General features: G+C 57.9%; 19 protein-coding genes and 1 pseudogene. 8 read left to right on the plus strand and 12 right to left on the minus strand.

Annotated elements, in window-relative coordinates; all coding sequences use genetic code 11:
* Nucleotides 1–1,284: 1,284 nt before the first annotated feature.
* The 5 genes from AC07VF_RS01860 to AC07VF_RS01880 form a co-directional block, all read right to left on the minus strand.
* Nucleotides 1,285–1,884, minus strand: coding sequence for a hypothetical protein (locus tag AC07VF_RS01860; protein ID WP_495008728.1), 600 nt, complete (start codon nucleotides 1,882–1,884; stop codon nucleotides 1,285–1,287).
* Between the two features lie 3 nt (nucleotides 1,885–1,887).
* Nucleotides 1,888–2,358: a Panacea domain-containing protein gene (locus tag AC07VF_RS01865; RefSeq protein WP_495008727.1), complete on the minus strand. Its 471-nt coding sequence runs from the start codon at nucleotides 2,356–2,358 to the stop codon at nucleotides 1,888–1,890.
* A gap of 525 nt (nucleotides 2,359–2,883) precedes the next feature.
* A complete protein-coding gene (locus AC07VF_RS01870; protein ID WP_495008726.1) occupies nucleotides 2,884–3,303 on the minus strand; it encodes a hypothetical protein in 420 nt (139 codons plus the stop codon).
* A gap of 76 nt (nucleotides 3,304–3,379) precedes the next feature.
* Complete coding sequence (locus AC07VF_RS01875; protein WP_495008725.1) at nucleotides 3,380–4,069, minus strand: hypothetical protein; 690 nt, start codon at nucleotides 4,067–4,069, stop codon at nucleotides 3,380–3,382.
* A 52-nt stretch (nucleotides 4,070–4,121) separates the two neighbouring features.
* Nucleotides 4,122–4,508 carry a hypothetical protein gene (locus AC07VF_RS01880; protein WP_495008724.1) on the minus strand — a complete coding sequence of 129 codons (387 nt, stop codon included), beginning with the start codon at nucleotides 4,506–4,508 and terminating at the stop codon, nucleotides 4,122–4,124.
* Between the two features lie 455 nt (nucleotides 4,509–4,963).
* Here AC07VF_RS01880 and AC07VF_RS01885 point away from each other — a divergent pair, with 455 nt between their 5' ends.
* Together AC07VF_RS01885 and AC07VF_RS01890 are read left to right on the plus strand one after the other, a co-directional pair.
* On the plus strand, nucleotides 4,964–5,260 hold the full coding sequence (locus tag AC07VF_RS01885; protein WP_495008723.1) for a helix-turn-helix domain-containing protein: 297 nt from the start codon (nucleotides 4,964–4,966) through the stop codon (nucleotides 5,258–5,260).
* A gap of 1,126 nt (nucleotides 5,261–6,386) precedes the next feature.
* Nucleotides 6,387–6,983: pseudogene (locus tag AC07VF_RS01890) on the plus strand (mechanosensitive ion channel family protein); the annotation flags it as partial.
* Nucleotides 6,984–6,996: 13 nt separating this feature from the next.
* Here AC07VF_RS01890 and AC07VF_RS01895 read toward each other — a convergent pair.
* The gene (locus AC07VF_RS01895) at nucleotides 6,997–7,710 is read right to left on the minus strand and encodes an ArsR/SmtB family transcription factor (protein WP_192171531.1); all 714 of its coding nucleotides are present in this window, start codon (nucleotides 7,708–7,710) and stop codon (nucleotides 6,997–6,999) included.
* Nucleotides 7,711–7,785: 75 nt separating this feature from the next.
* On the opposite strand from AC07VF_RS01895, the gene AC07VF_RS01900 reads away from it, so the two are divergent.
* Both AC07VF_RS01900 and AC07VF_RS01905 read left to right on the plus strand, forming a co-directional pair.
* A complete protein-coding gene (locus AC07VF_RS01900) occupies nucleotides 7,786–8,943 on the plus strand; it encodes a cytochrome P450 (protein WP_192171532.1) in 1,158 nt (385 codons plus the stop codon).
* Complete coding sequence (locus AC07VF_RS01905) at nucleotides 8,940–9,284, plus strand: antibiotic biosynthesis monooxygenase family protein (RefSeq protein WP_192171533.1); 345 nt, start codon at nucleotides 8,940–8,942, stop codon at nucleotides 9,282–9,284. Before AC07VF_RS01900 ends, AC07VF_RS01905 begins: the two co-directional genes overlap by 4 nt.
* A 70-nt stretch (nucleotides 9,285–9,354) precedes the next feature.
* On the opposite strand, the gene AC07VF_RS01910 is transcribed toward AC07VF_RS01905, so the two are convergent.
* The 3 genes from AC07VF_RS01910 to AC07VF_RS01920 all read right to left on the minus strand — a co-directional run bounded on the left by AC07VF_RS01910 (nucleotide 9,355) and on the right by AC07VF_RS01920 (nucleotide 11,314).
* Entirely contained in the window at nucleotides 9,355–9,591 is a 237-nt protein-coding gene (locus tag AC07VF_RS01910; protein ID WP_495008722.1) for a hypothetical protein, read from the minus strand.
* Nucleotides 9,592–9,743: 152 nt separating this feature from the next.
* Complete coding sequence (locus AC07VF_RS01915) at nucleotides 9,744–10,610, minus strand: carboxylate/amino acid/amine transporter (protein WP_495008721.1); 867 nt, start codon at nucleotides 10,608–10,610, stop codon at nucleotides 9,744–9,746.
* 389 nt (nucleotides 10,611–10,999) lie between these two features.
* A complete protein-coding gene (locus AC07VF_RS01920) occupies nucleotides 11,000–11,314 on the minus strand; it encodes a 3-phosphoglycerate kinase (RefSeq protein WP_065992674.1) in 315 nt (104 codons plus the stop codon).
* 50 nt (nucleotides 11,315–11,364) lie between these two features.
* Between AC07VF_RS01920 and AC07VF_RS01925 the strand changes: the two genes are divergently transcribed.
* The 3 genes from AC07VF_RS01925 (at nucleotide 11,365) to AC07VF_RS01935 (ending at nucleotide 15,192) form a co-directional block, all read left to right on the plus strand.
* Nucleotides 11,365–12,291: a LysR family transcriptional regulator gene (locus tag AC07VF_RS01925; protein ID WP_192171537.1), complete on the plus strand. Its 927-nt coding sequence runs from the start codon at nucleotides 11,365–11,367 to the stop codon at nucleotides 12,289–12,291.
* A 322-nt stretch (nucleotides 12,292–12,613) separates the two neighbouring features.
* Nucleotides 12,614–13,171, plus strand: a complete 558-nt coding sequence (locus AC07VF_RS01930; protein ID WP_192171538.1) for a peptidylprolyl isomerase — start codon at nucleotides 12,614–12,616, stop codon at nucleotides 13,169–13,171.
* A gap of 188 nt (nucleotides 13,172–13,359) precedes the next feature.
* Nucleotides 13,360–15,192 carry an ABC transporter ATP-binding protein gene (locus AC07VF_RS01935; RefSeq protein WP_495008720.1) on the plus strand — a complete coding sequence of 611 codons (1,833 nt, stop codon included), beginning with the start codon at nucleotides 13,360–13,362 and terminating at the stop codon, nucleotides 15,190–15,192.
* A 159-nt stretch (nucleotides 15,193–15,351) separates the two neighbouring features.
* On the opposite strand, the gene AC07VF_RS01940 is transcribed toward AC07VF_RS01935, so the two are convergent.
* A complete protein-coding gene (locus AC07VF_RS01940) occupies nucleotides 15,352–16,476 on the minus strand; it encodes a GNAT family N-acetyltransferase (protein ID WP_192171540.1) in 1,125 nt (374 codons plus the stop codon).
* A 292-nt stretch (nucleotides 16,477–16,768) separates the two neighbouring features.
* Here AC07VF_RS01940 and AC07VF_RS01945 point away from each other — a divergent pair, with 292 nt between their 5' ends.
* Nucleotides 16,769–18,088, plus strand: coding sequence for a putative porin (locus AC07VF_RS01945; RefSeq protein ID WP_192171541.1), 1,320 nt, complete (start codon nucleotides 16,769–16,771; stop codon nucleotides 18,086–18,088).
* A 345-nt stretch (nucleotides 18,089–18,433) separates the two neighbouring features.
* On the opposite strand, the gene AC07VF_RS01950 is transcribed toward AC07VF_RS01945, so the two are convergent.
* Together AC07VF_RS01950 and hrpA are read right to left on the minus strand one after the other, a co-directional pair.
* The gene (locus AC07VF_RS01950; protein WP_346627522.1) at nucleotides 18,434–19,555 is read right to left on the minus strand and encodes a beta-ketoacyl-ACP synthase III; all 1,122 of its coding nucleotides are present in this window, start codon (nucleotides 19,553–19,555) and stop codon (nucleotides 18,434–18,436) included.
* 227 nt (nucleotides 19,556–19,782) lie between these two features.
* Entirely contained in the window at nucleotides 19,783–23,694 is a 3,912-nt protein-coding gene (gene hrpA / locus AC07VF_RS01955) for an ATP-dependent RNA helicase HrpA (RefSeq protein ID WP_495008719.1), read from the minus strand.
* Nucleotides 23,695–23,960: the final 266 nt, after the last annotated feature.

Consider the following 23,960-nt stretch of genomic DNA (forward strand, 5'->3'; position numbering starts at 1 on the left):
GGTTCGTTTTAACAAGCAGCATGACGGCAAATATATAGCAGCGTGCATAACAAGCATGCCATCGGCAAATGGAACACAAAATAAAGTAGTTGATCAGTCATGTGTTTTAGACCCGAATCATTACGGTAAGCTTCCATTCCTTACGCAACGAAGTTTTGTCAAATACCTCGCAATGAAAGAGTTTACTCGAACCGAGCTTGAGGCAAGGCTGAACGCTGAAGGAGCAGGCAATAATCGAGCCCCATTGTTTATGATTGAGCGTATGGCTGGCGCAATGGTTCTTTGCCTCGGGGTATCTCAACGTTTCATAGCTCGCTACAAAGCAATAACGGACTGTAATTGCCGAAGCTGAGGTGGAACATACCGGACGCCTGCACTCGTAGAGGCGTGCAAGGATTTACTGACAGCATGTACTGCCGAGGACCCTGGCACGCATCAATTCCAGGCCAGCGTCGCTCGGACGTCATTGGCCGATAGCGACGCGATCAAGGCTGGGCGAAAGATTTTGGGTCAAATCTGAGCTTGTCTAGATCGCACCGGGCGACCCCTGCGCTCGTACCAAGCTATCAGGGCTTCGTCCACAAAGCAGGCAGAGATAAAGCCTTTCGATATGGTGCGGTGTATCTAGGATCGAAAACGCACACCTGGTCGCCACTGGAGCCCGGCTAAACAATGGTGATCAAGTCTGCTATGTCCACCGCTTCAGCCAGCGATTCAGCCAGATCTGACAGGTACACAGAGCGTTTTTCCCGAATCTCGTGCCAGTGACTCATTCCACCGCCGGGGCGGCTTCAGGATTGAGCCCATAATGGGTTTCGAGAGCTTCGACAGATCGCTACTCAACATGGGGCCATGTTGCGCCAGTAAGCGGAAAAGCGGGTTGTCAGCCATGGCTAAGCTCAGGAAATGTCACACTGCGCTATTTACAATCCTTGTAGACCTTGTAGACAAGGTGTGGGAGCACGTTTCGCCGCCTGTTTTTTGCCCAATGAAACCGGGCTCTCCAGAGCCCCCAACAGGATTTCCAGCCAAAATGTCAAAATAGGCTTTGGGGACCTGCAAAACCCACCTGGAAATCGCCATCAGGAAGACCCGCCATAACCTAATGGCTACTTCGCTGCACGCGCTTGGCAAGGCTGGATTCAAGCTCCCCTCGCTCGCCCTTTGCTGACATGAATGACCGGCTATGCCGAAAACCTCCAGGGTGGTAATGCAGCTTTAGGGCAGACGTACAGGATCAAAACGGGAGAACGGAGCCGGGGGTTCATCCCCCGGTTGCAGCACCTATCGATCAACTGGGTAAATCTTGTGGTATCTCTCGAACCAAACCAGGTAGAAGTGAGGGCCAAGCTGGATTCCCCAAGCTCGTTTAGTGCCTCCCAGCCGGAAGCGATAGGCGGTGTCGTACTGATCCAAATGCAGTACCTTCCAGCGCTGCTGAGCCTCTGCAACCAGCGTGGACACCTCTTGTGGATGGTGCCGAACGCGCCTCTTACCTTTCTTACCGTTCCCAGTGGACATCTTGGCGATAGATGCCCAGGTCTCATTGGTGTAGGGCTGAAGCTCTCGTAGCAGCTCGTCGTTCCACTCGTCATCCGACCATTTCCTGGGCTCGATCCATGACCAGGTGCCTTCAATATCGGAAATGGAGCTGCACCAAGTCATGTTGGCGTCATACACCTTAGGCTTATCGACGACCTTGGGGATTTTGGCCATAACCTCGTCACGTTCAGCGAACGTGACAACCTTTTCGATATTTTTCGGTGCGTGCGCGATTACCGGCGTCTTGAGGCCATGTTCAGCCACAAATTCCTCAGACAGCCTTCTAGACTTTTCTTCCTTGAGCCGCTTTTTCTCAGCCTTCTTCTCGTCCCTTTTAGCCACCTGTTACAACCCTGAGTAATACTCGTGCATGCTGCCTTTCTTGATCACGTTATTCGATCTTTCCATCGGCTTCAGGTCGCCGCGGGCTTCAATCCAAGGATCTTCCTCGTGAGTGAGGTTGCTGAGCCATTGGGCGGTTTTGTCGCCATAGACCTTCAACACGCTATCAATCGTGTCGATGCTCTCTTCAGTCAATCTCTTAGGCTTCCCCTTGGGGAAAGTTTTAACATCGACTGAAAACTGCCCGCGATGAAGCTCGTAGATTGAAGGAAGCACCGGGCCGTTAGCCCAAGCCTCAAAGTCGGCTTTGAAAAGCGGGCGCTCGTCCCAAACCATCGACCAAGCCTGGCAGTAATAAAGAAGCTTTTGAAGCTTCATCGCCGATATTTCACCGGTCTTGGAGAGTATGTAGCGAGCAACGTCTTGCTCATTTACTGAAGGCATTGGCGGTACCAAAATAGATTCCAATACCATTATTATACAATACTCCCTGATATTGCACAAATGACAATTTCAACAAGATTTAATAACACCCCAAAAATGGACGCTACACCTGTCATTTATGCAACTCAATCATGTGAAAAGTAGTTATCCAGATCACTGCCACATTTTAGCTTAAATAATTTAAAATCAGTAAACTCAATATTTTCTAAAGCGAAGCTTATTGGACAGCAACTTTGTATCTTTGACTACCGCAGACTCTGGAAACTCTTTACGCGCCACTCAGTTGGAGGAATCATCTATCCTGACCAAGAACCTTTGCCCGAACTCAGATATTTCGATTGCTGGTGATTTGCCCAGCTTCAGCTAGGAATACAGTGCATTTCGCAGATTCACTTTGCGCACTGGATCCTCCACCGTATTCTAAATGAATTCGCTTGTAAACGCGTAAATTCACGCGCGCTGTGCTGTGTTGTCAGGGATCATGAACCCTAGGAAATCATCCAGGCAGCTCTGAGAATGCATCTTAGGAGCTATTGTATTTGCGACTTCGATGCCTTAACGCTCATCTGGATCTGCCTGGACGTTGAACTCTCGCAGCAAATCATTGACGGCTCCGACTACCCTTGGCTCCCTGATCAACTCCAGGCTTGTGTATGAAACAGCAACGGCAATCTTCATCGCCTCCGGCGACAGACCCAGCGGATCAAAAGGCCAAATTTGGATTTGGCTCACAGTCGCATCCCTAAACGCGAACGTCTCGACTTCGGTGATCGACGACGAGATTTGCCCCCAACGCTTAAGACTTACTCCATAGGTCTTTTGGGGTCGGTCGGCGAGCATGGTGTGTTTCTCCAAAAAACTGTCGCCCACTTCAACGCACCCTGTTGGATCAAAGTCCTTCACATAAACATCTGCGAGACGCGGCGATGAGACGCGCGCGCGGAGCACTCTCCATGGGGTGCGACCATCATCCAACGTGTACTCCTCACTGAAATGCTGGAGGAGTCGCCGCAGAAGCTGTGGATGATTCGCCATCATGAGGCTTGAGCTATCAGTCACTTTCTTGCCCGCCTTTGCCAAGCCAATCGCGCTCAAGCACCTGAAGCAATGCGGTTAGCTTCTGGTACTCAGCTAGGGTCTTGAGTTCGCTGGGCGTCTTGTTGTCCAACTCAGGATGTTTCTGCTGCCACCAGCCCTCGGTCATCTCCGAATGTACTGTATAGAGGTCCAAGACTCGGACGATCACATCAGTTCGAATGTCGGCGATCGCCCGATCTGCGCTGTCTGCTACAGCCTCATCGGTAAGCTGCGAAATCGTGGAATCGAACAAGACAGTTCGCGTGTAGCTAGCCCAACGTCCATCTGCATCGCCGCTCAGAATATTTCCCGCCGTGGTCTCCACCAAGTAGCGCGGCAGTCCTCGTCCCGGCTTGAGGCGCGTAATCCGGTTTACACGCCCCAAGCCGTACACCCCATCCTCCGCAGCGTCAGCATCAGTTGGGGACAAAACTTGGATCGTATCGATTGATACGCCCTTCTCCTTCCCACTCAACACTCGGTCGAGCAACACAAGGCTGGGAGTCATCATCATTCGATGCTCTGGGAAATCTGTAAGACGATCGCCCAGATAGCAGGCTTTCGCGCAGAACAGTCTGGCGTCCAAAGAATGCGAGACGTGATCGTAGAAGGTGTCGCTATAGACACCACCACCCAATGGCGCTTTTGAGTGAGTTTGAAACACGGTATTAGTCCTCTTTGCTTACAGGTTGGAATTGCAGTGGTACTAGGTGTGCTTAGCCAGGGTTATCAAGGCGGCATTGATCGCACAGCACACGGACCCAGCCTTTTGGCCCTCGGGCCATTACGCCCTTATTTCCACACAGCTCGCAGGTTACGTATGACATAGCGACAGCGGTGTCGATTACGCCGTTGCAGTAGTCATCAGCACCAGAAAAGGTGCACCTCAGTATTCCCATCTTGTGCTTGATTTCAGTAGCGACGATCTGAGGCTTAGCTGCGGTGTCAATGCGAAACTGAAGCTGCCTGCACATGGCAGATATCAGGGGAGCCCAGCCATCGCCACAATGAATCCCCCACAGATAGTCATCAGGGTCTGATTCCTTGATATTGAAAATTTCAGGAAATTTTGATAGGAGAGTTCGCTCAAGCTCTTCGTTCACTTGTTCTTCCTATAACGACAATTACATTGACGTTCCGTGGATCAAGGCAGCCGACACTGACCAATACCACTCATATACGGGCTCTCGTAATTCATTGCCGAATGCGAGCAGTAATGGAGGGTGTGTTCGCCTTGCCTTCACAACCGATCGTTCCAAGCATATTCGCAAATAGCAGGCTCAAAGAACGACCACCCCACGGGCGCCGTATCTGTATCGGGTAAGTCCGAATGAATTGGTACCGACACATAATTGCGCCAAATTTATGCCCTTCTCAATTGACTCGGCTGCTGCACAGCGGCGTCGCATAATCGCGATGGGCGCCCGCATAGGCCAACGCCCTTCCCCTTTAGAGGTGACCCTCGAAAACCATAAAATGACCACAATAGTGGTCATTTCAGAGATCCTAGCCCTTTTTGCGCTTAAATGCCAGCTTTGCAAATGCTGGAGATAGCAGCTTGGATATTGATGAGGCCTTCGGAGCAGTGCTTCGGGAGCTAAGAGAGCATCGAGGCCTAAACCAAGATGCCTTTGGGACAGCTGCGTCCCGGCAATACATCGGCCGCCTTGAGAAGGGAGAGCATTCGCCAACTCTTGAGCGGATCGAGCAGATAGCGAGCGTGTTAGAGGTTGATGCAGCTGTGCTGATTCTATGGGCTTATGACCGGGCTAGCGAAAAGTCCGTAGGCGCCACCGGAGAGCAAGCTAACCAAACGTTAGCCAAGCTGGTTGAAGAGTTGTTCTTGCAGCCTTGAACTGAGTGCCTTGGCCCAGAGTCCGGTCTATGGGGCGGGACGGCTGATACGGTGCGGCTATGCGACAAAAGCCTGGTGAACTGGTTACCAGACTGATGAAAATCATAACCTGATCCGCTCTAACCACATCCTCACCACCCCCCTTCAGCGCGCAAAGCTAACGGCAATCCGCTTTGAGGGCTGCAAGCACAGCCGCCAACATTCCTCTGGTGCAATCGGTCGAGTAACAGTCCGACAAATTGGCGAGATGGCGAGATGGCGACCAATATGCTGCATTCTTTTCCCGCGACGGGCGTGCCCACCATATGCTTCACAATAATGACGCTCGGCGCTCACCGCTCTTGCCATGAAAAGACTAGTCCGAGAGTAGCTAGGGCGGGTTTTTAATATCGTAGAAACCATCACGGTGGCGAGCATGCTCAAAGCTCGACCTGAGCCGGAGTCGGGCAGCGTTGGAGCAATGTCGTATTTGTATTCCAGACAAGGACTCGATCCCTTGAGATGGCTTTGAGAATAGATGGCGAACATGAGGCCGGGGGGCTAAGCCGATTCGCCCGCCACCTTTCCCTTGGCCGCTCTCGTGGCGATTGAGAACTGAGTGCTGAGTGCTACGCCCGCTGCCTCACCTGTGCGGATAGCGCTTCACGCGCTGAACGCACAGAGCTTCGCCTGGCGTTATGCCCGCTTTGCCGGGACTGCAAATTTGATGAATCAGCAAGCACCTGAGAACTTTATCCACGGGTCATCTCGTTGCGGATCCGGGGCACCCTGCGAAAGGTTTCAATCATCACATGGCCGTCATCAATGTGAGCTAGCTCTCTCCGAATTAATGAGGTCGTCAGATCCCCCTCAAGCTCGACCTCCACATCTGGGTACGTTGGATCGGGGAATATCGTGATGCGGCTGACCCGATTATTTATCCGGCTGAGGAGGTCGTAAACGTCACTCAAACACTCGGCGCGAAATGAGCAGATCATGGTCGGACCACCGTTTCCGTTGGCAGGAGTGGATCGATTCGCCTAAAACATGTCCATCCAATGTTGGAAAAAATGGACATTTCTCTTTTTCTACTAACTGTATGATTTATATACAAACACATGTCCACGTACCCCACCCTCACTCACTAATACAGAACTTCGACAAGACCATCGTCTCGATCCCGACCTGGCGCCTGATGTCCGAGTCGTTCAAGAACTGGCGCGGGATGCAGCAGTCCGGCGGGCGCAGGATCAAGCGCAGCCTGTTCATCGATGCCAGCGGCGTGCGTTTCGTCTCCGATGAAGAAGAACAGAAGCTGACCCAGGTCCGCCTGCTGACCGACTACATGGGCCGCAAGAAAGCCGAGCTCAAGGCGTGGAATCAAGCCCAGGGCAACGTCGCCGAAATGTCGGCGAATCGTCGGCGCATTACCAACATCGGCACGTTCCGCGCCTACGCACTGGCGTACCTGAAAAGCCACGCCGACATTCACCCGGACATGACCTGCATGGTCCGCCAGATGGAAGCCACGGCCCAGGGTGTTCCGCTGGAAATCTACTGCTTTACCCGCACGACCAGTTGGGGTGACTACGAGCGGATTCAGGGGGATATCTTCGATTATCTGCTCGCGGTGCTGCCGGAGTTCGGGCTGGGGGTTTATCAACAGCCGAGTGGGGCGGATTTACGGTTGGGGCTGGAGAAGATGTCGTCGAATCAAAGTCTGCAGCAACCGGGCGGCGTTTAACGACCAAGTGCAGCTATGGCGCATTGTTTTCAGTGCTGACCCCGAATCGAATGGAGAACTCTTTCGTTCCCTTGGGCGTCAACGCCAGCGCCCTACTGTCGAGGTCCTGAATAACCCATTTGCGGCTGGTCGCTATGTGCAGGAAGGCAGCACCCAGTGCTCCGGCGAGATGCGGGCGGCGCATGCTCCAATCCAGGCATGAGCAGGCGAAGCGACGTCGCTGCGCCCTGACTGTCCCTACATCGAGCCCCAAGTCGGCCATCGCTTTTTCGCCGCTGACAGTGAGTTGATAATTACCGTCGTCAGGGGCTGACATGGTCAGCCAGCCTGACTCGAGGAAACGATCGTGCAGTTTTACGGCCAATGAACCCGCCATGTGGTCATAACAGGTGCGTGCGATTTGGAGTCGACCCGGGGTATTCGGGACGAACCGGGCGTCTGGCTTCTGACTGATCACCATGAGGGCCTCAATCGCCCGGGCCACGTCTGCGTCCGCCAAACTGTAATACCGATGCCTGCCCTGCGTGTGCAGCTTCAGCAGCCCGTCCTCTTTGAGCCTCGCCAAATGCGCGCTTGCAGTAGAGGCACTTACGTCGCCGATGACAGCCATTTCTGTGCTGGTACGTGCATGCCCATCCATCAACGAACAGAGCATCTTCGTCCTGGCTGGTTCGGCGATTGCGCCGGCGACCCTTGAAATGGCGATGTCATTGCCTGGGGAGTCCATATTTCGTTCCTGAACGAATCGTTAACGTGCGCAGTGCCGGATATTAGCCGTTCCTTGTGAACAGGACTTTCAGAAATGACGCCGTTTGAAGCAGCCAGCCATGCCGACCCTTATATTTATTACGCTGGTTTAAGGCAACGAAAGGGGCTGTTGTTCGATGCAGATCTACGCATGTGGATCGCCAGTGATGCCAGTGCCATAGAGGCCATTCTGGAACATTCGGACTGTCGAGTCCGCCCTCTTGATGAGCCGGTTCCTCTCGCCATTGCACAGGGCGCCGCGGGACGTATTTTCGGTCGTCTTATGCGCATGAACGAAGGAGCTGAACACCAGTGTCCAAGAATGGCCATCGCGCCCGCTTTGGCTTCTGTGCATGACCAAAACATCGCAGAAATAGTGTCGCAGTTGTTCGAGTCCCTCCATGCCCCGGTTGACGACCTCAACGAATTGATGTGGACGTTGCCCGTATCCGTCACGGCAACCTTGATGGGCGTTCCTTTCACCCAGTTACGTGAAGTTGTGACCCTGACCCAGAATTTTGTGGGCTGCCTTTCCCCCATAAGCGACAAGACCAAGCTGGATGAGGCCGATGCCGGAGCGACTCGGTTGAGTCAACTGTTCGCAGAGTTGCTGCTTGGCGAGGATGAAAGAAGTCGCTTCATGAGCCACGTGTTGAGGGAATGTGACGTGACGGGCTGGAAAGATCGAGACGCATTGATCGCTAATCTGATCGGCCTGTTGTCACAGACCTGCGAAGCCACCGCAGGCTTGATCGGCAACACCCTCATAGCAATTCATCGTAACCCCGACCTGTTTGAACCCCCTCAACAACCGGCGCGTGTTGCAGAGTGGGTAGCCGAGGCGGCGCGCCACGACTCCCCCATACAAAACACCCGGCGGTTCGTTGCCGGGCAGTGTGTTATCGAAGGCAGCGTCCTGAAGGCCGGGGATACGGTTCTTTTGTTACTGGCTTCAGCGAACAGGGATCCTTGCGCAAACCCGGATCCCGACAACTTTTTGCTCACACGGCCACACCGTCGAATATTCAGCTTTGGCTCAGGCAGACACGAATGCCCAGGCCAGCAACTCGCTTTGCGTATTGCCTCTGAAGCGGTTTCAGAACTGTTGCGTAGACGGCCCAACGCCGCTGTCCGCGCTCATCAATGGCGCTACTTGCCCTCGCTTAATGCTCGGATTCCTTATTTCCATCGCAGCCGGGAGACTCAACAATGATCGCTGTTATTTTTGAAGCGTGGCCACATGAGGAGCAATACCAGCGGTATCTTGATCTTGCGGCTGAACTGAAGCCATTGCTGGAAGGTTTGGATGGGTTCATTTCAGTGGAGCGTTATCAGAGCCTCAGCGAGCCAGAAAAAGTTCTGTCGCTGTCATTTTGGCGTGATGAGGAAGCCATTAAACGATGGCGCGGCCTTGAGTTGCATCGTGCCGCGCAACTTACGGGGCGTAGGCAAGTATTCGGTGATTACCACTTGCGCATTGCTGACGTGGTGCGAGATTACAGTCTGGAGAATCGTGCTCAAGCCCCGCGCGATAGCCGACGCGCTCATGAATAAAAAGAAATTAAAACAATAAAAGCCCGGCATCTGCCGGGCTTTTATTGTGGGTCTTGTTACACCCAGAGACTTACTGATAACGCTGGTAGCTCGAACCGAACTCTTTGCGGTTTTCAGCAACGGTCACGGTGCCGGAAGTCTGAGTGGCGAAAGGCTTGGCCGCCTCTTTGCTGGCGACTTTGCTGTCCAGAACGGTAGCGCTCGAAGCATCGACGATGGCGCGTTGGTTAATGTGCTCAGGGCTGGCGAAGGCAGAACCGGCAGCCAGGATGGACAATGCGAAACCGAAGGCGATGGACTTTTTCATGATGTAGATCTCCGCGTAGTTGCTGGTAAGTGGGTTAAGTCGTTTCGTTGGGGCCAATCTATTCGCTTGATCCCAACATGAAAAACCACGCATGAAGATATCTAACATCACCCTCGCTGATGTCGGTGACGCGGGCGTCTAACCCGGTGGTTTCAGAGAATGGCCCGGCGTTGAACAAGACCGCGCCGACTGATCCACACCGAAGAAACAATCACCAGCCCGCCTAAAAACAGCTTGCCGAGGTCCTCGTTCTGTCCCCAGATGAGCAAGTTGATCAGCAGCCCCACCGGCACGTGCAGGTTATTCATCACCGCGAGTGTGGCGCCATTGACCAGGCACGCGCCCTTGTTCCACCAATACATGCCGAGCGCGGTTGAACACAGGCCGAGGAACAGCAGCACAACCCACTGTTGAGGCGCGTCCGGCAGATGCTGCGGATTGCCGAACAGCAGAAACGCTGGCAACGCCACGGCGAGAGCACCGAGGTAGAAATAGCCGAAGCGACGGTAATGCGGGAGATCGCTGGGGTAACGGGCCACCAGGTGTTTGTAGAGCACCTGCCCTGCGGCGTAGGTGAAATTCGCCACCTGCAGCAGCAAAAAGCCGCCGAGGAAATCCGGATCAACCCGATCGTAACGAATGATCACGGCGCCGAGCACCGCGACCATGGCCGCCAATAGGCCCCACGGATTGAAGCGCCGATTGAGGGCGTCTTCGATCAGCGTGACGTGAAGGGGCGTGAGGATCGTAAACAGCAGCACTTCGGGGACGGTCAGCACGCGGAAGCTCAGGTACAGGCAGACGTAGGTGACGCCGAACTGAAGCGCGCCAATCAATAGCATGCCGCGCATGAATTGAGGCTCGACGCGACGCCAGCGCGTCAGCGGGATGAACACCAATCCAGCCAGCACGACGCGAAGCAGCACGGCGAAGTAGCTGTCGACGTGCCCGGCCAGATAGACGCCGATCAGGCTGAAGGAAAACGCCTGAATCAGCGTCACGAAAAGTAGATAGCCCATGGTTGCCCCTTTTTTGAAGGCGGCGACCTTAGCCGGTTGGCCATGGCCTGTCTATTGAGCAGGTCGGCTCGACACCGTTTGCGGCGACTCGGGACCCGGAAAGAAAAAACCCGATGGACCCAGCGCAGTCCTGCGGGTCGATCGGGCGATGCACTCAGGAGCGAACGAGTGCCAATGGAGTGTCGATGAACGCGAGCATCTTCAAGGGGTGGGATTAACGGGCGATTAAGGCGTCCAGGCGGATGCCGCGCCAGCGTTCGGAGGGCAATCCCCTCGCCGTACCGACGGCAGGCATATCGATCAAAGAAGCCAGCTTTCGACCCGAACCCATCCAAGAATTTGTTTTATCGACGAAGCCGACGTACGCTCCGTCGACGCTGATGCGTGGGTTACAGAGGCTCGCAGCTCAGGGAGATGCGCAGCTTGACGATGTCGCGAGTGAATTTCGCGGTGACTTCGGTGCTGCTCTTCGGCGCGACCTGAACCCGGCGCGTGCGCGGGGCTTCCGGCCCGTTGCGAAAGACCACGCTGCACTTGGCAGGGACATCGCCAAAGTTATTCAGGGTGATGTTGCCGATGTCGTAGGCAACGTCATGACTGTTGTAGTCCACCTGCACGCCCTTGATGTCTTTCTCGACGTCAATCGGGTAGGCAAACGCGCTCAGCGGCAGCATCGCCAGCAGCACACAACAGATTCTTTTCATGGGGCAGTCTCCATTCAGGGACCGCCAGCTTAGGACAACAGGAGCGAGAGATGAAAGCGCCCCGCGTGACCCTTGATCAATGGCGCACGCTGCAAGCCGTTGTCGACCATGGCGGCTTTGCTCAGGCCGCCGAAGCGCTGCACCGTTCGCAGTCCTCGGTCAGCTACACCGTCGCCAGAATGCAGGACCAGCTCGGCGTTCCGCTGTTGCGCATCGACGGCCGCAAAGCCGTGCTGACCGAGGCGGGTGAAGTCTTGTTGCGGCGCTCGCGGCAACTGGTGAAGAACGCCAGCCAGCTGGAAGACCTTGCCCATCATATGGAACAGGGTTGGGAGGCCGAGGTGCGTCTGGTGGTCGACGCTGCTTACCCGAACGCCCGGCTGGTGCGAGCGCTGACAGCTTTTATGCCGCAAAGCCGCGGATGTCGGGTGCGGCTGCGTGAGGAAGTGCTGTCGGGGGTGGAGGAAGTGTTGCTGGAAGGTGTAGCCGATCTCGCCATCAGCGGCTTCAGCATTCCCGGTTATCTGGGGAATGAGATGAGCAAGGTGGAGTTCGTCGCCGTGGCCCATCCCGGCCATGCCTTGCATCAACTGCAGCGTGAGTTGAATTTCCAGGATCTGGAAAGCCAGTTGCAGGTGGTGATTCGTGACTCCGGGCGCAATCAACCGCGCGACGTCGGCTGGCTCGGCGCCGAACAGCGCTGGACGGTGGGCAGCCTTGCGACGGCCGCTGCGTTTGTCAGCAGCGGGTTGGGCTTTGCCTGGTTGCCGCGCCACGTCATCGAGCGGGAGATCCAGGAGGGCGTGCTGAAAATTCTGCCTCTTGATAAGGGCGGCAGTCGGCATCCCACGTTCTATCTGTACTCCAGCAAGGACAAACCGCTCGGGCCAGCGACGCAGATCCTGATTGAGCTGATTCAGAGTTTCGACACCGCGCCGCTGGACGCGCCCTTTCCGGCGCCGCAGCAGATGCTGTGAACAACGCGTGCAGTCAGTGGGACCGGCTTTAGCCGGGAAGGCGTCGGGTGTCACACCGCAGGAGTGAGGGTGATAAAGCAGGCCCCTTCCCGGCTGAAGCCGGTCCTACGAATGCACCGCATTACCCTGTGGGACCGGCTTTAGCCGAGAAAGCGTCGGGCGTTACACCGCAGGATTGGTGGTGATTAACCCGGCCTCTTCCCGGCTGAAGCCGGTCCTACGAGAACACGCCTCGTCACACCCCCCACTGTCCAAATCCGCGCAAACGTGCTTCCCTTACGCCTGTTTTTTCGCAGTCGACATCAATTTCAGGACTCTGCCCATGCTGAAGAAAATCGCCCTCTCCGCCGCTGCCGTGTTGTTCGCCGGCAATCTGATGGCCGCTCCGGCGCCTCACGTTGTGCTGACCACCAGCTTCGGCGATGTGGAAATCGAGCTGAACCAGGACAAGGCGCCCGTCAGCACCCAGAACTTCCTCAAGTACGTCGACAGCAACTTCTACAACAACACCATTTTCCACCGCGTCATCCCGGGCTTCATGGTGCAGGGCGGCGGCTTCACCGCGCAGATGCAACAGAAATCCACCAACGACCCGATCAAGAACGAAGCCGATAACGGCCTGCACAACGTGCGCGGCACCGTCGCCATGGCGCGGACCTCGGATGTGAATTCGGCCACCAGCCAGTTCTTCATCAACGTCGTTGACAACGCAATGCTCGACCACGGCGCCCGTGACTACGGTTACGCCGTGTTCGGCAAGGTCGTGAAAGGCATGGACGTCGTTGACCAGATCGTCAACGTGCAGACCGGCAACAAAGGCGGGATGCAGAACGTGCCGGTTGACCCGATCCTGATCAAGACGGCCAAGCGCGTGAACTAAGCCTGCCGCAAGCGCAAAAGCCGGGCGCCTGCCCGGCTTTTGCATTTTCAGGCCCCGGCCCTTGAATCAGCGTGAGCAATCACGTTTTCATGTGGTCTGAACCGAAGACTGTCATTGAGCTGCTCTCAAGCCGCTGTACCCCATCCTCATTGAAAGGAGAGCCCGCTCAAGCGTGGGCGTCATTGCCAATGCTCTATCGCCGTTTTGAACAGCTGATCGATATCTTCCGCGACGCCCCCACCGCCGCCCCGCCCAACACTGTCACGTCGTTCTACGCGTATTACCTGCGTCAGGTGTGGCCCAGCTTTGCCGCGCTGCTGGTGGTCGGATTGATCGGCGCGCTGATCGAGGTGTCGCTGTTCAGCTACCTGAGCCGCATCATCGATCTGGCCCAGGGCACGCCCAACCCGAATTTCTTCCGCGAACATGCGTTCGAGCTGACGTGGATGGTCGTCGTCGCGCTGGTGCTGCGGCCGATCTTCGTTGCGCTGCACGACCTGCTGGTGCATCAGACCATCAGCCCCGGCATGACCAGCATGATCAACTGGCAAAACCACAGTTACGTGCTCAAGCAGAGCCTGAATTTCTTCCAGAACGACTTCGCCGGGCGCATCGCCCAACGCATCGTCCAGACCGGCAACGCGCTGCGTGATTCGGCGGTGCAGTCGGTGGACGCGTTGTGGCACGTGCTGATCTATTCGATCAGCGCGCTGGTGTTGTTCGCCGAAGCCGACTGGCGCCTGATGATTCCGCTGCTGAGCTGGATCATCGCGTTCATCCTTGCCCTTCGGTACTTCGTGCCGCGAGTGAAAGCGCGCTCGGTAATCTCCTCCGATGCGCGTTCCAAACTGATGGGCCGCATCGTCGATGGCTACACCAACATCGCTACGCTCAAGCTGTTTGCACATACCAATTCGGAGCAGCAGTACGCCCGCGAGGCCATCAGCGAACAGACCGAGAAGACTCAACTGGCCGGCCGCGTGATCACTGAAATGGACTCCGTGATCACCACGCTCAACGGCATTCTGATTGTCACCACCACGGGCCTGGCGTTGTGGCTGTGGACCCAGTCGTTGATTTCGGTGGGCGCGATTGCGCTGGCGACCGGTCTGGCGATTCGCATCGTCAACATGTCCGGCTGGATCATGTGGGTGGTCAACGGCATTTTCGAAAACATCGGCATGGTCCAGGACGGTCTGCAGAGCATCGCTCAGCCGGTGGGCATCACCGATCGGGATGCTGCGCCGAAGCTGGCCGTCAGCCGTGGCGAGGTGAAATTCGAAGACCTCAACTTCCAGTACGGCAAGGGCAAGGGCGTGATTCACGGCCTGAACCTGGACATCAAGCCGGGCGAGAAGATCGGATTGATCGGGCCGTCGGGCGCCGGTAAATCCACGCTGGTGAACCTGCTGCTGCGTTTGTATGACGTCCAGGGCGGGCGGATCCTGATCGACGATCAGGATATTTCCCACGTCGCCCAGGAAAGTCTGCGTTCGCACATTGGCATGATCACCCAGGACACGTCGCTGTTGCACCGCTCGATCCGCGACAACCTGCTTTACGGCAAACCGGACGCGACCGACGCTGAATTGTGGGAAGCCATGCGCAAGGCCCGCGCCGACGAGTTCATCCCGCTGCTGACCGATTCCGAAGGCCGCACCGGGCTGGATGCTCATGTGGGCGAGCGCGGCGTCAAGCTGTCCGGTGGTCAGCGTCAGCGCATCGCCATCACCCGCGTGCTGCTCAAGGATGCGCCGATCCTGATCATGGACGAAGCGACGTCCGCGCTGGATTCGGAGGTGGAAGCGGCGATTCAGGAAAGTCTGGAAACGCTGATGCAGGGCAAGACGGTGATTGCGATTGCTCACCGGCTGTCGACCATCGCACGGATGGACCGCCTGATCGTGCTGGAAAACGGCGTGATCGCTGAGAGCGGGACCCATGGCGAGCTGCTGGCGCACAAAGGGTTGTATGCCCGGCTGTGGGCGCATCAGACCGGTGGGTTTGTCGGGGTGGATTGACCCTTGAAGAAAAAGGCCCGGGGCGGATGTCCTGGGAGGTTCCGATGCCGTCTTCGTGAGCACGCTCACTCCCACAAGGGTTGAGCTTGCCACGAGACAGCGATGTCAGGGCGAAGCCAACAAAGCTGTTCACCCTTGATCGGACCCGAACAGGTCGATCTACACCTGCCGATACGGCAACGCCCCGCGCGCTTCTTCGGCGTACGCCAGAATCCCCGCCCGTTCCTGGGTCAGAAAATCCGCCACCGCTTCTCGCAGTCCCGGGTGCGCCAGGTAGTGCCATGAGTGGGTGATGACCGGCTCGAAACCGCGAATCAACTTGTGCTCCCCTTGGGCGCCAGCGTCGAAGCGCTTGAAGCCATTAGCGATCGCGTAATCCATGCCCTGATAGAAACACGTCTCGAAGTGCAGCCGGTCGAACTCGGCCAGGCAGCCCCAGTAGCGGCCGTAAAAGCTGTCGCCGCCGATCAGGCTGAACGCCATCGCCACCGGCCGCGAACCCTGTCGCGCCAGCACCACACGAATCGCGTCGGGCATGCGCTCGGCCACAAGGCTGAAGAATTCCCGCGTGAGGTACGGCGTTTGCCCACGCACTTCGTAGGTATTGGAATAGCAGGCGTAGACGAAATCCCAGTGCGCCTCGCTCAGCTCGTGCCCTTCCAGCCAGTCGAAATCAAAGCCCTGCCCCGCCACTTGCTCGCGCTCTTTGCGCATCTGCTTGCGCTTGCGTGAGCTCAAGGCATCGAGGAAATCCTGAAAATCCCGATAGCCGCGGTTCTGCCAGTGGTACTGGCAGCCGATGCGTTGCAGCCAGCCGGGCTGTTCGGCAAGCAATGCGTCGGCGACCGGGTCGGTGAAGTTGACGTGAACGCTGGACAGCTCCTCGCCCTGGGCATAGCCCGGCAGGCAGGCGAGCAGTTCGCGGCCATCTTCGGGGGTCTTTGCCAATAGGCGCGGCCCGCTGACCGGACTGAACGGCACGGCCACCAGCAGCTTGGGGTAATAGGCCAGACCGGCGCGCCGGCAGGCGTCCGCCCAGGCGTGATCGAAGACGTACTCGCCGTAAGAGTGCCACTTGCGGTACGCCGGCAGCGCAGCGATGAGTTGCTCGCCCTCGTAATGCAGCAAGTGCTCGGCGCGCCAGCCGGAACGGGGCCCGAGGCTGCCGCTGTCTTCCAGCGAACTGAGAAAGGCATGGCGCAGAAAGGGTGAGTCGCCAGGTATCAGGGCGTCCCACTGTTCAGGGGCAAGGTCCGACAATTTATCCAAACGGTGTAACGACATTTCGCCACTCCTGGTGCAGTCGTGTGGTCGCGCTAACGTCTGCGCAGTATCACTTATTCACAGGGTCTGCACGTGAATTTACTCGACAGAACGCTCTAGCCCGCAGGTCCAACGAAATTTTCACATGTCATCCACATGCCATCACCTTGCCACTGTTTCGTCATAAACGGCCGCAATACTGGCGCCTGTTTTTAGAGCATCAGGTTCTAAGCGCTCTGACCTTTCCCCGCCCGCCAATGGTCGGTTGATCCCTGGATGATTCGGTCATCCCTTCTCAGTTACGGAGATTGATATGCGTCTTGCTTCCACGAAAACTGCGGCAGCCCTGTGTGGTGGTGTGCTGCTGGCCATGAGCGTTCCGGCCAGCGCCGCAGTCGACGCGAAACTGCTCGACATGCTCAAGGCCAACGGCTCGATCTCACCTGCCCAGTACGCCGAACTGCAAACCGAGCTGACCAAAGACCAGCTGGCTCAGCAACAGGCCCAGAAAGCGACGTCCGACCAGATCGCCGCCGCCACCGCTGCCAAGTCCTCCGAACTGTCTGCCTTCGAGCAGAAAGTGGCATGGGCAGCGAAGACTCAATTCAAAGGCGACGTTCGCGTTCGGCAAGAGACGGTCAAGATCGACGACCAGAACAACAGCCAGGACAAAAACCGTCAGCGCATCCGTGTGCGTCTCGGCGCCTACAGCGAGATCAACCCGCAAGTCAGCACCGGTATCCGTATCGCCACCGGTGGCGACAACAAGGCCAACTCCACCAACGTTGACCAGAACGACTACTTCACCAAGAAAGACCTGTGGCTGGATCAGGGCTTCATCGACTATCACCCGACCGCGATCCAGAACCTGCACGTCATCGGCGGCAAGATGGCTCAGCCATGGGTCAGCGAAGGCGACGTAATCTGGGACAACGACATCAACCCTGAAGGGCTGGCCGCGACTTACAGCCTGCCGATCAACAAGGGCTTCGAGCTGTTCGGCAGCGCCGGTACCTACACCCTCAAGGACAACATCAGCGGCGAAGGGACGCAGTTCAAGAACGACCTGCGCCTGAACGCCGCTCAGTTGGGTACGCGGATCGCCATCACCGACAACGTGAAGATGACGGTCGGTGGCTCGGTCTACAACTACGAGAACTCCAACGACTGTAATCCGGCCGCTGCCAGCACCAGCACGACGTTCTGTGGCTTGAGCATCAACGGCAACAACACCACTGACTTCCGTCTGTATGAAGGCTTCGGTCAACTGGACCTGACCGGCTTTGTCGTGCCGGTCGGCCTGTACGGTCAGTACGTGGTCAACAGCGCCACCAACAGCGACGAAGACACGGCCTGGCTGGCCGGTGTGAAAACCAAGGTGTTCGGTTTCGGTCTGGACTACAACTACCGCGATACCCAACGTAACGCTGTGGTGGGTGCTTTCACCGACTCCGACTTTGCCAACGGCACTACCGGTTCGCGCGGTCACAAGCTGGCTATTTCCTACGACATCGACAAGAACTTCGCGGTCGGCGCGACGTACTTCCTGACCAAAGCGGACTTCGCGACTTCTGCGCTGCCGCGTGATCAGGATGCGAACACGCTGCAACTGGACGTGCTGGCGAAGTTCTAAGAAAGGCAGCTACGAGCTATAAGCTGCAAGTGACAAGCTGAAAGCTTCAAGCGGCGTGTTCTTGCCGTTTGAAGCCGCTACAGACCTCAAGCCCGCCGTTGCGCTGTCGGATCCCCATCATCCGTTCCGACAGAGCAGCGCCGGGCTTTTTTTGTGGACTCTAGGATCTTCTGCGGATCCCACAACTGTACGAGAGATTCCCTCTCGCGCAGCTGGCACCGTACCTGTGGGAGTGAGCTTGCTCACGAAAGCGGCATTTCAGCCGCTGAAGATTTAGCGGATGTCATGGCCTCTTCGTGAGCAAGCTCACTCCCACATGTTTAGCCGGCAGTCATGCCGCACGCATCACTTCTTGCGCAGAATCACACTACCAATCGAATACCCCGCACCGAACGAGCTGAGCACGCCCAGCGCGCCGCTTGGCAGGTCGTCCTGGTGTTCGTGAAATGCGATGACCGAACCGGCGGAGCTGGTGTTGGCGTAGCGGTCGAGGATCACCGGGGCTTCCTCGACCGTGGCGTCGCGGCCCAGCAGTTTCTTCACGATCAGGTGGTTCATGCTCAGGTTGGCCTGATGCAGCCAGAACCGTTGCACGTCGCCGACGTTCAGCTGGTTCTCGTCCAGGTGCGCAGCCACCAGTTCGGCGACCATCGGGCAGACGTCGCGGAACACCTTGCGGCCCTCCTGCACGAACAGTTTGTCCGCCTTGCCCTCGCCCTCTTCCGCCGTGCGGTTGAGGAAACCAAAGTTGTTGCGGATGTTATTGGAAAACGTGGTCAGCAGCTTGGTGCCGACGATGTCGAACTGGTGCTCGGAGGTCGCCAGGTCAGCGCGCTCGACCACCACCGCCGTGGCTGCATCGCCAAAGATGAAGTGGCTGTCGCGGTCGCGGAAGTTGAGGTGCGCGGTGCAGATTTCCGGGCTGATGACCAACAGCGCCCGGGCCTGGCCCAGCTTGACGCTGTTGCAGGCGGTCTGAATGCCAAACGTGGCCGAGGAGCACGCCACGTTCATGTCAAAGCCGAAGCCCTGGATGCCCAGCGCCGCCTGGATTTCGATGGAGATCGCCGGGTAAGCACGCTGCAGGTTTGAGCAAGCGACGATAACGCCGTCGATGTCAGCGGCGGTCTTGCCGGCACGCTGCAGGGCCTGCTTGGCCGCGGCAACGCCCATCTCGCAGAGAATCGACCATTCGTCATTGGAGCGCTCGGGCAGACGCGGCTTCATGCGCTGGGGGTCGAGAATGCCGTCCTTGTCCATCACGTAACGGCTTTTGATGCCGCTGGCTTTTTCGATGAACGCCGCGTTGGATTCCGTCAGTGCCTGAACCTCGCCCGCTTCGATCGCGGCGGCATTTTCGGCGTTGAACTGGGCAACGTAGGTGTTGAAAGACTGCACCAGCTCATCGTTGGAAATACTGTTGGCGGGGGTGAAAAGCCCGGTGCCACTGATCACGACTTCGTACACGGTCGTTCCTCTCGAGATAAAAGCAGCTCATTGACGGCAGCAGCTGAACAGCCAGCACAAGCGGGGCGTCGGTGGTTCTGGGACGAAAGTCCCAATGCAACGAGGCAGCAACCCGCTTGGCGGACGACGGATGTTTGTGACGCTATGAAGTTTAGCCGCGAAGTTTGCCATAACGGCCGCCATTTCGCGCTATCGGGTAATGTAATCGGGACTGCGGGCCGAGGGGATCAACCCTCTACCTGGGTCCATTGCTTGTTCAGGCGCTTGTCCGAGATCGGTACTTTGGTCCCCAGTTGCTGGGCAAACAGCGACACGCGGTATTCCTCCAGCCACCAGCGATACACCACCAGTTCCGGGTCGCGCTTGCCTTCCTGAGCGTGTTTGTCGGCGCGGGTCTGGTACTGCGCCCAGAGATTGCCCAGTTCGATGCTCCATACCCGGTCCTTCTGCGCCTGGCTGCCGAGTTTCTCAAGACGGATTTCGATGGCCTTGAGGTAACGCGGCAGTTCCTTGAGCCACACCGCCGGCGTCTCGCGGACGAAACCGGGATACACCAGCTTGCTCAACTGACCTTTGATGTCATTCAGCGCCACGGCCTGGGCCAGATCGATCTTGCCCTTGAAGCGCTTTTGCAGGCCGTGCCAGAGCTTGAGGATTTCCAGCGTCAGCCTCGCCAGCCGCTCGGCATGCTCGGTCAGACCGCCACGCTTGCGCTCGGCCAGGGACAGCAGGCCGGCGCCGTCTCGGGGCAACGTCGTTTCGCCTTCAAGAATGCAGCTGTCGAGGCTCGCCAGCAGAATGTCTTCGATCAATGCATCGACCCGACCCAGATCGCGGTACAGCAAGGCCAGCTCGGTCTGTCCCGGCAACTTGCTGCGCAGGAACTTGGTCGGCTCTGCCAGTTGCTGCAACAGCAGACGTTGCAGGGCTCGACGGTGCTGGTATTCGGCTTCGGCCTGGGTCGAGAAACGCCCTTCCTTGACCGCGCCGCCCTCTTCCACCAGCGCCGGATACACCGTCATCGACAGGCCGGCGATCTGCTGTTGAGTCTTTTCGGCCACTGCCGCAAAGCCCTTGGCCTCGACCGGCTGCTGACCTTTCGCCGATTGAGGCACCGCCAACGCGGCTTGTCCGGCCTCGGCGAAACGGGCGGTCAGCTCATCCAGCTCACGGCCTTCACCGAGGAACTTGCCGTTGGCGTCGACCACTTCAAGGTTCATTTTCAGGTGGCTTTCCACCTGTTGTGCCGCTTCGGCCCAAGCTTCGTCGGTCACTCGCACGCCGGTCATGCGCAACAGCTCACGGCCCAACGCCTGGGGCAACGAGCCTTCGGCGAAGACCATCCGTTGCAACGCGGCTTTGACGAAGTCAGGCACCGGCACGAAATTCTTGCGCAGCGCCTTGGGCAGATTGCGCACCAGCGCCACGCATTTGGTTTCCAGCAGCCCCGGCACCAGCCATTCCAGGCGCTCGGCCGGCAACGACAGCAGCAGCGGCGCCGGCACCCGCAGGGTCACGCCATCGCGCGGGTGGTTGGGCTCGAAATGGTAAGTCAGCGGCAAGGTCAGTTCGCCGAGACGCAAGGTGTCCGGGTACTGATTGGCCGTGACCTCGCTGGCTTCACGGGCGAGCACATCTTCCTCGCGCATGATCAGCAGCTGCGGGTTCTTCTGGCTTTCCATCCGGTACCAGGCGTCGAACGTCGCGGTCTGGTGAATATCCGCTGGCAAGCGTTCGTCGTAATAGCGGTACAGGGTTTCTTCGTCAGCCAGGATGTCGCGGCGCCGCGCCTTGGCTTCCAGTTCGTCGAGCTGCTCCAGCAGCTTGGTGTTGGCCGTGAGGCATTTGGCCCGGGACTGGATCTCGCCGCGCACCAGCCCTTCGCGAATGAAGAACTCGCGGGACACCACCGGGTCGATCGGCCCGAAATGCACCGGCCGACGCCCCACGACGATGAGGCCGAACAGGGTGATCTGCTCGAAGGCGACGACCTGGCCGCGCTTCTTTTCCCAGTGGGGTTCGAAGTGGTTTTTCTTGATCAGGTGCCCGGCGAGGGGTTCGATCCAGTCAGGCTCGATCTTCGCCACCATGCGCGCATACAGCTTGGTGGTTTCCACCAGCTCGGCAGCCATGATCCATTGCGGGCGCTTGCGGCCCAGCCCCGATGACGGATGCACCCAGAACCGCCGCTGACGGGCGCCCATGTAATCGCCGTCTTCGGTCTTCTGACCGATCTGGCTGAGCAGGCCCGAGAGCACCGCCTTGTGGAATTTCGGAAAATCGGCTGGCTCTTTGTTGACCGTTAATTGCAGGTCGCGGCAGATCAGGCTCAGTTGGCGATGGGAGTCACGCCATTCCCGCAGGCGCAGGTAGTTGAGGAAGTTGCGGCGACACCAGTTACGCAGCGGACTGGCGGTCAGAGCCTGGCGCTGTTCTTCGAAGCCGCGCCACAGATTGACCAGCCCGGCGAAGTCGGAGTCCTGATCTTTCCATTGGGCGTGGGCTTGGTCGGCAGCCTGCTGACGCTCCGGCGGACGCTCGCGCGGGTCCTGAATCGACATGGCGCTGGCGACAATCAACACTTCCTGCAAGCTGCCTTGCTTCGCCGCTTCCAGCAACATGCGCCCCATGCGCGGGTCCACCGGCAGGCGGGCCAGTTGTCGACCCATCGGCGTCAGGTTGTTTTCGCGGTCGACCGCCGACAGCTCCTGCAACAGGTTGAAGCCGTCGCTGATCGCTTTGCCGTCCGGCGGTTCGATAAACGGGAAATCGGTGATCTGGCCCAGTCGCAGATGCAGCATCTGCAGGATGACCGCCGCGAGGTTGGTGCGCAGGATTTCCGGATCGGTGAATTCAGGCCGCGAGAGGAAATCTTCTTCGCTGTACAGGCGCACGCACAGGCCCGGCTCGACCCGACCGCAACGGCCCTTGCGCTGGTTGGCGCTGGCCTGGGAAATCGCTTCGATGGGCAGGCGCTGCACTTTGGCGCGGTAGCTGTAGCGGCTGATGCGCGCGGTGCCGGTGTCGATGACGTAGCGGATGCCCGGCACGGTCAGCGAGGTTTCGGCAACGTTTGTAGCCAGGACCACGCGACGGCCCGGGTGAGACTGGAAAATACGCTGCTGTTCGGCCGGCGACAGGCGCGCGTACAGCGGCAGGATTTCGGTGTGCTTGAGTTGCGCCTTGCGCAGCATCTCGGCGGCGTCACGGATTTCCCGCTCGCCGGGCAGAAACACCAGCACATCGCCAGGGGACTTGCGCTCGCTGCGTTCGAAGGCGGCCAGCTCGTCCAGCGCGGCGAGAATCGCCTGATCGACGGTCAGGTCTTCCTCAATGCTGTTGCCTTCTTCGTCCTGCTGGGCGGTCATCGGCCGGTACCAGGTCTCCACCGGAAAGGTCCGACCCGAGACTTCGATGACCGGCGCCTTGTCGAAATGCTCGGAGAAGCGTTCGAGGTCGATGGTCGCCGAGGTGATGATGACTTTCAGGTCCGGGCGACGGGGCAGCAGGGTTTTCAGGTAACCGAGGAGGAAGTCGATGTTCAGACTGCGTTCGTGGGCTTCGTCGACGATGATCGTGTCGTAGCGCTCAAGATAGCGGTCGTGCTGGGTTTCGGCGAGCAGGATGCCGTCGGTCATCAGCTTGATCAGGGTGTTTTCATCGCTCTGATCTTCGAAGCGCACCTGATAACCCACCAGACCGCCCAGCGGCGTGCCGATTTCTTCGGCGACCCGGCTGCCAACGCTGCGGGCTGCGATTCGACGCGGCTGGGTATGGCCGATAAGGCCGTGCTGACCGCGACCGATTTCCAGGCAGATTTTCGGCAACTGAGTGGTTTTGCCCGAGCCGGTTTCGCCTGCGATGATCAACACCTGATGTTCAAGAATCGCTTTCTTGATCTCGTCGCGCTTGGCGGCGATGGGCAGGTTTTCGTCGTAGCGCATCGTCGGCACGCTCTGGGCGCGACTCTGCACACGGGCGCACGATGCCTGCACGCGCTCGACCCATTGCGCCCGCTTCGTCTCGTCCGGTTTCTTGCGCAGCTCATGCAATTGCCGGCGCAAGCGATGACGATCGCTGATCATCGCGTGGTCGAGGTTTTTGAAGAGTTGGTCGATGGAAGTCGAATCGTCGGTCATCAGGGCGCGGAATCTTTCTATCTGAATGCAGGGCGCGGATTGTCGCAGATTTGGTGGGGTGGAGGCAGGTCTGCATCTCTATGCCCTCATAGAGCATGTGGCAGGCCACCCAATGTGGCACAACGCGAACCCTGTGGGAGTGAGCTCAAGAAGGGGCCGGGGGGGTTCAGCCGCTTTCTCTAGTGAATGAAACTAAGCCTTCGCGAGCAAGCTCGCTCCCACAGGATCGCAGCCAATTCGAGGTCTTTTACCAACCCACAGGATGG

The organism is Pseudomonas sp. GW821-FHT02H06, from assembly GCF_059421525.1.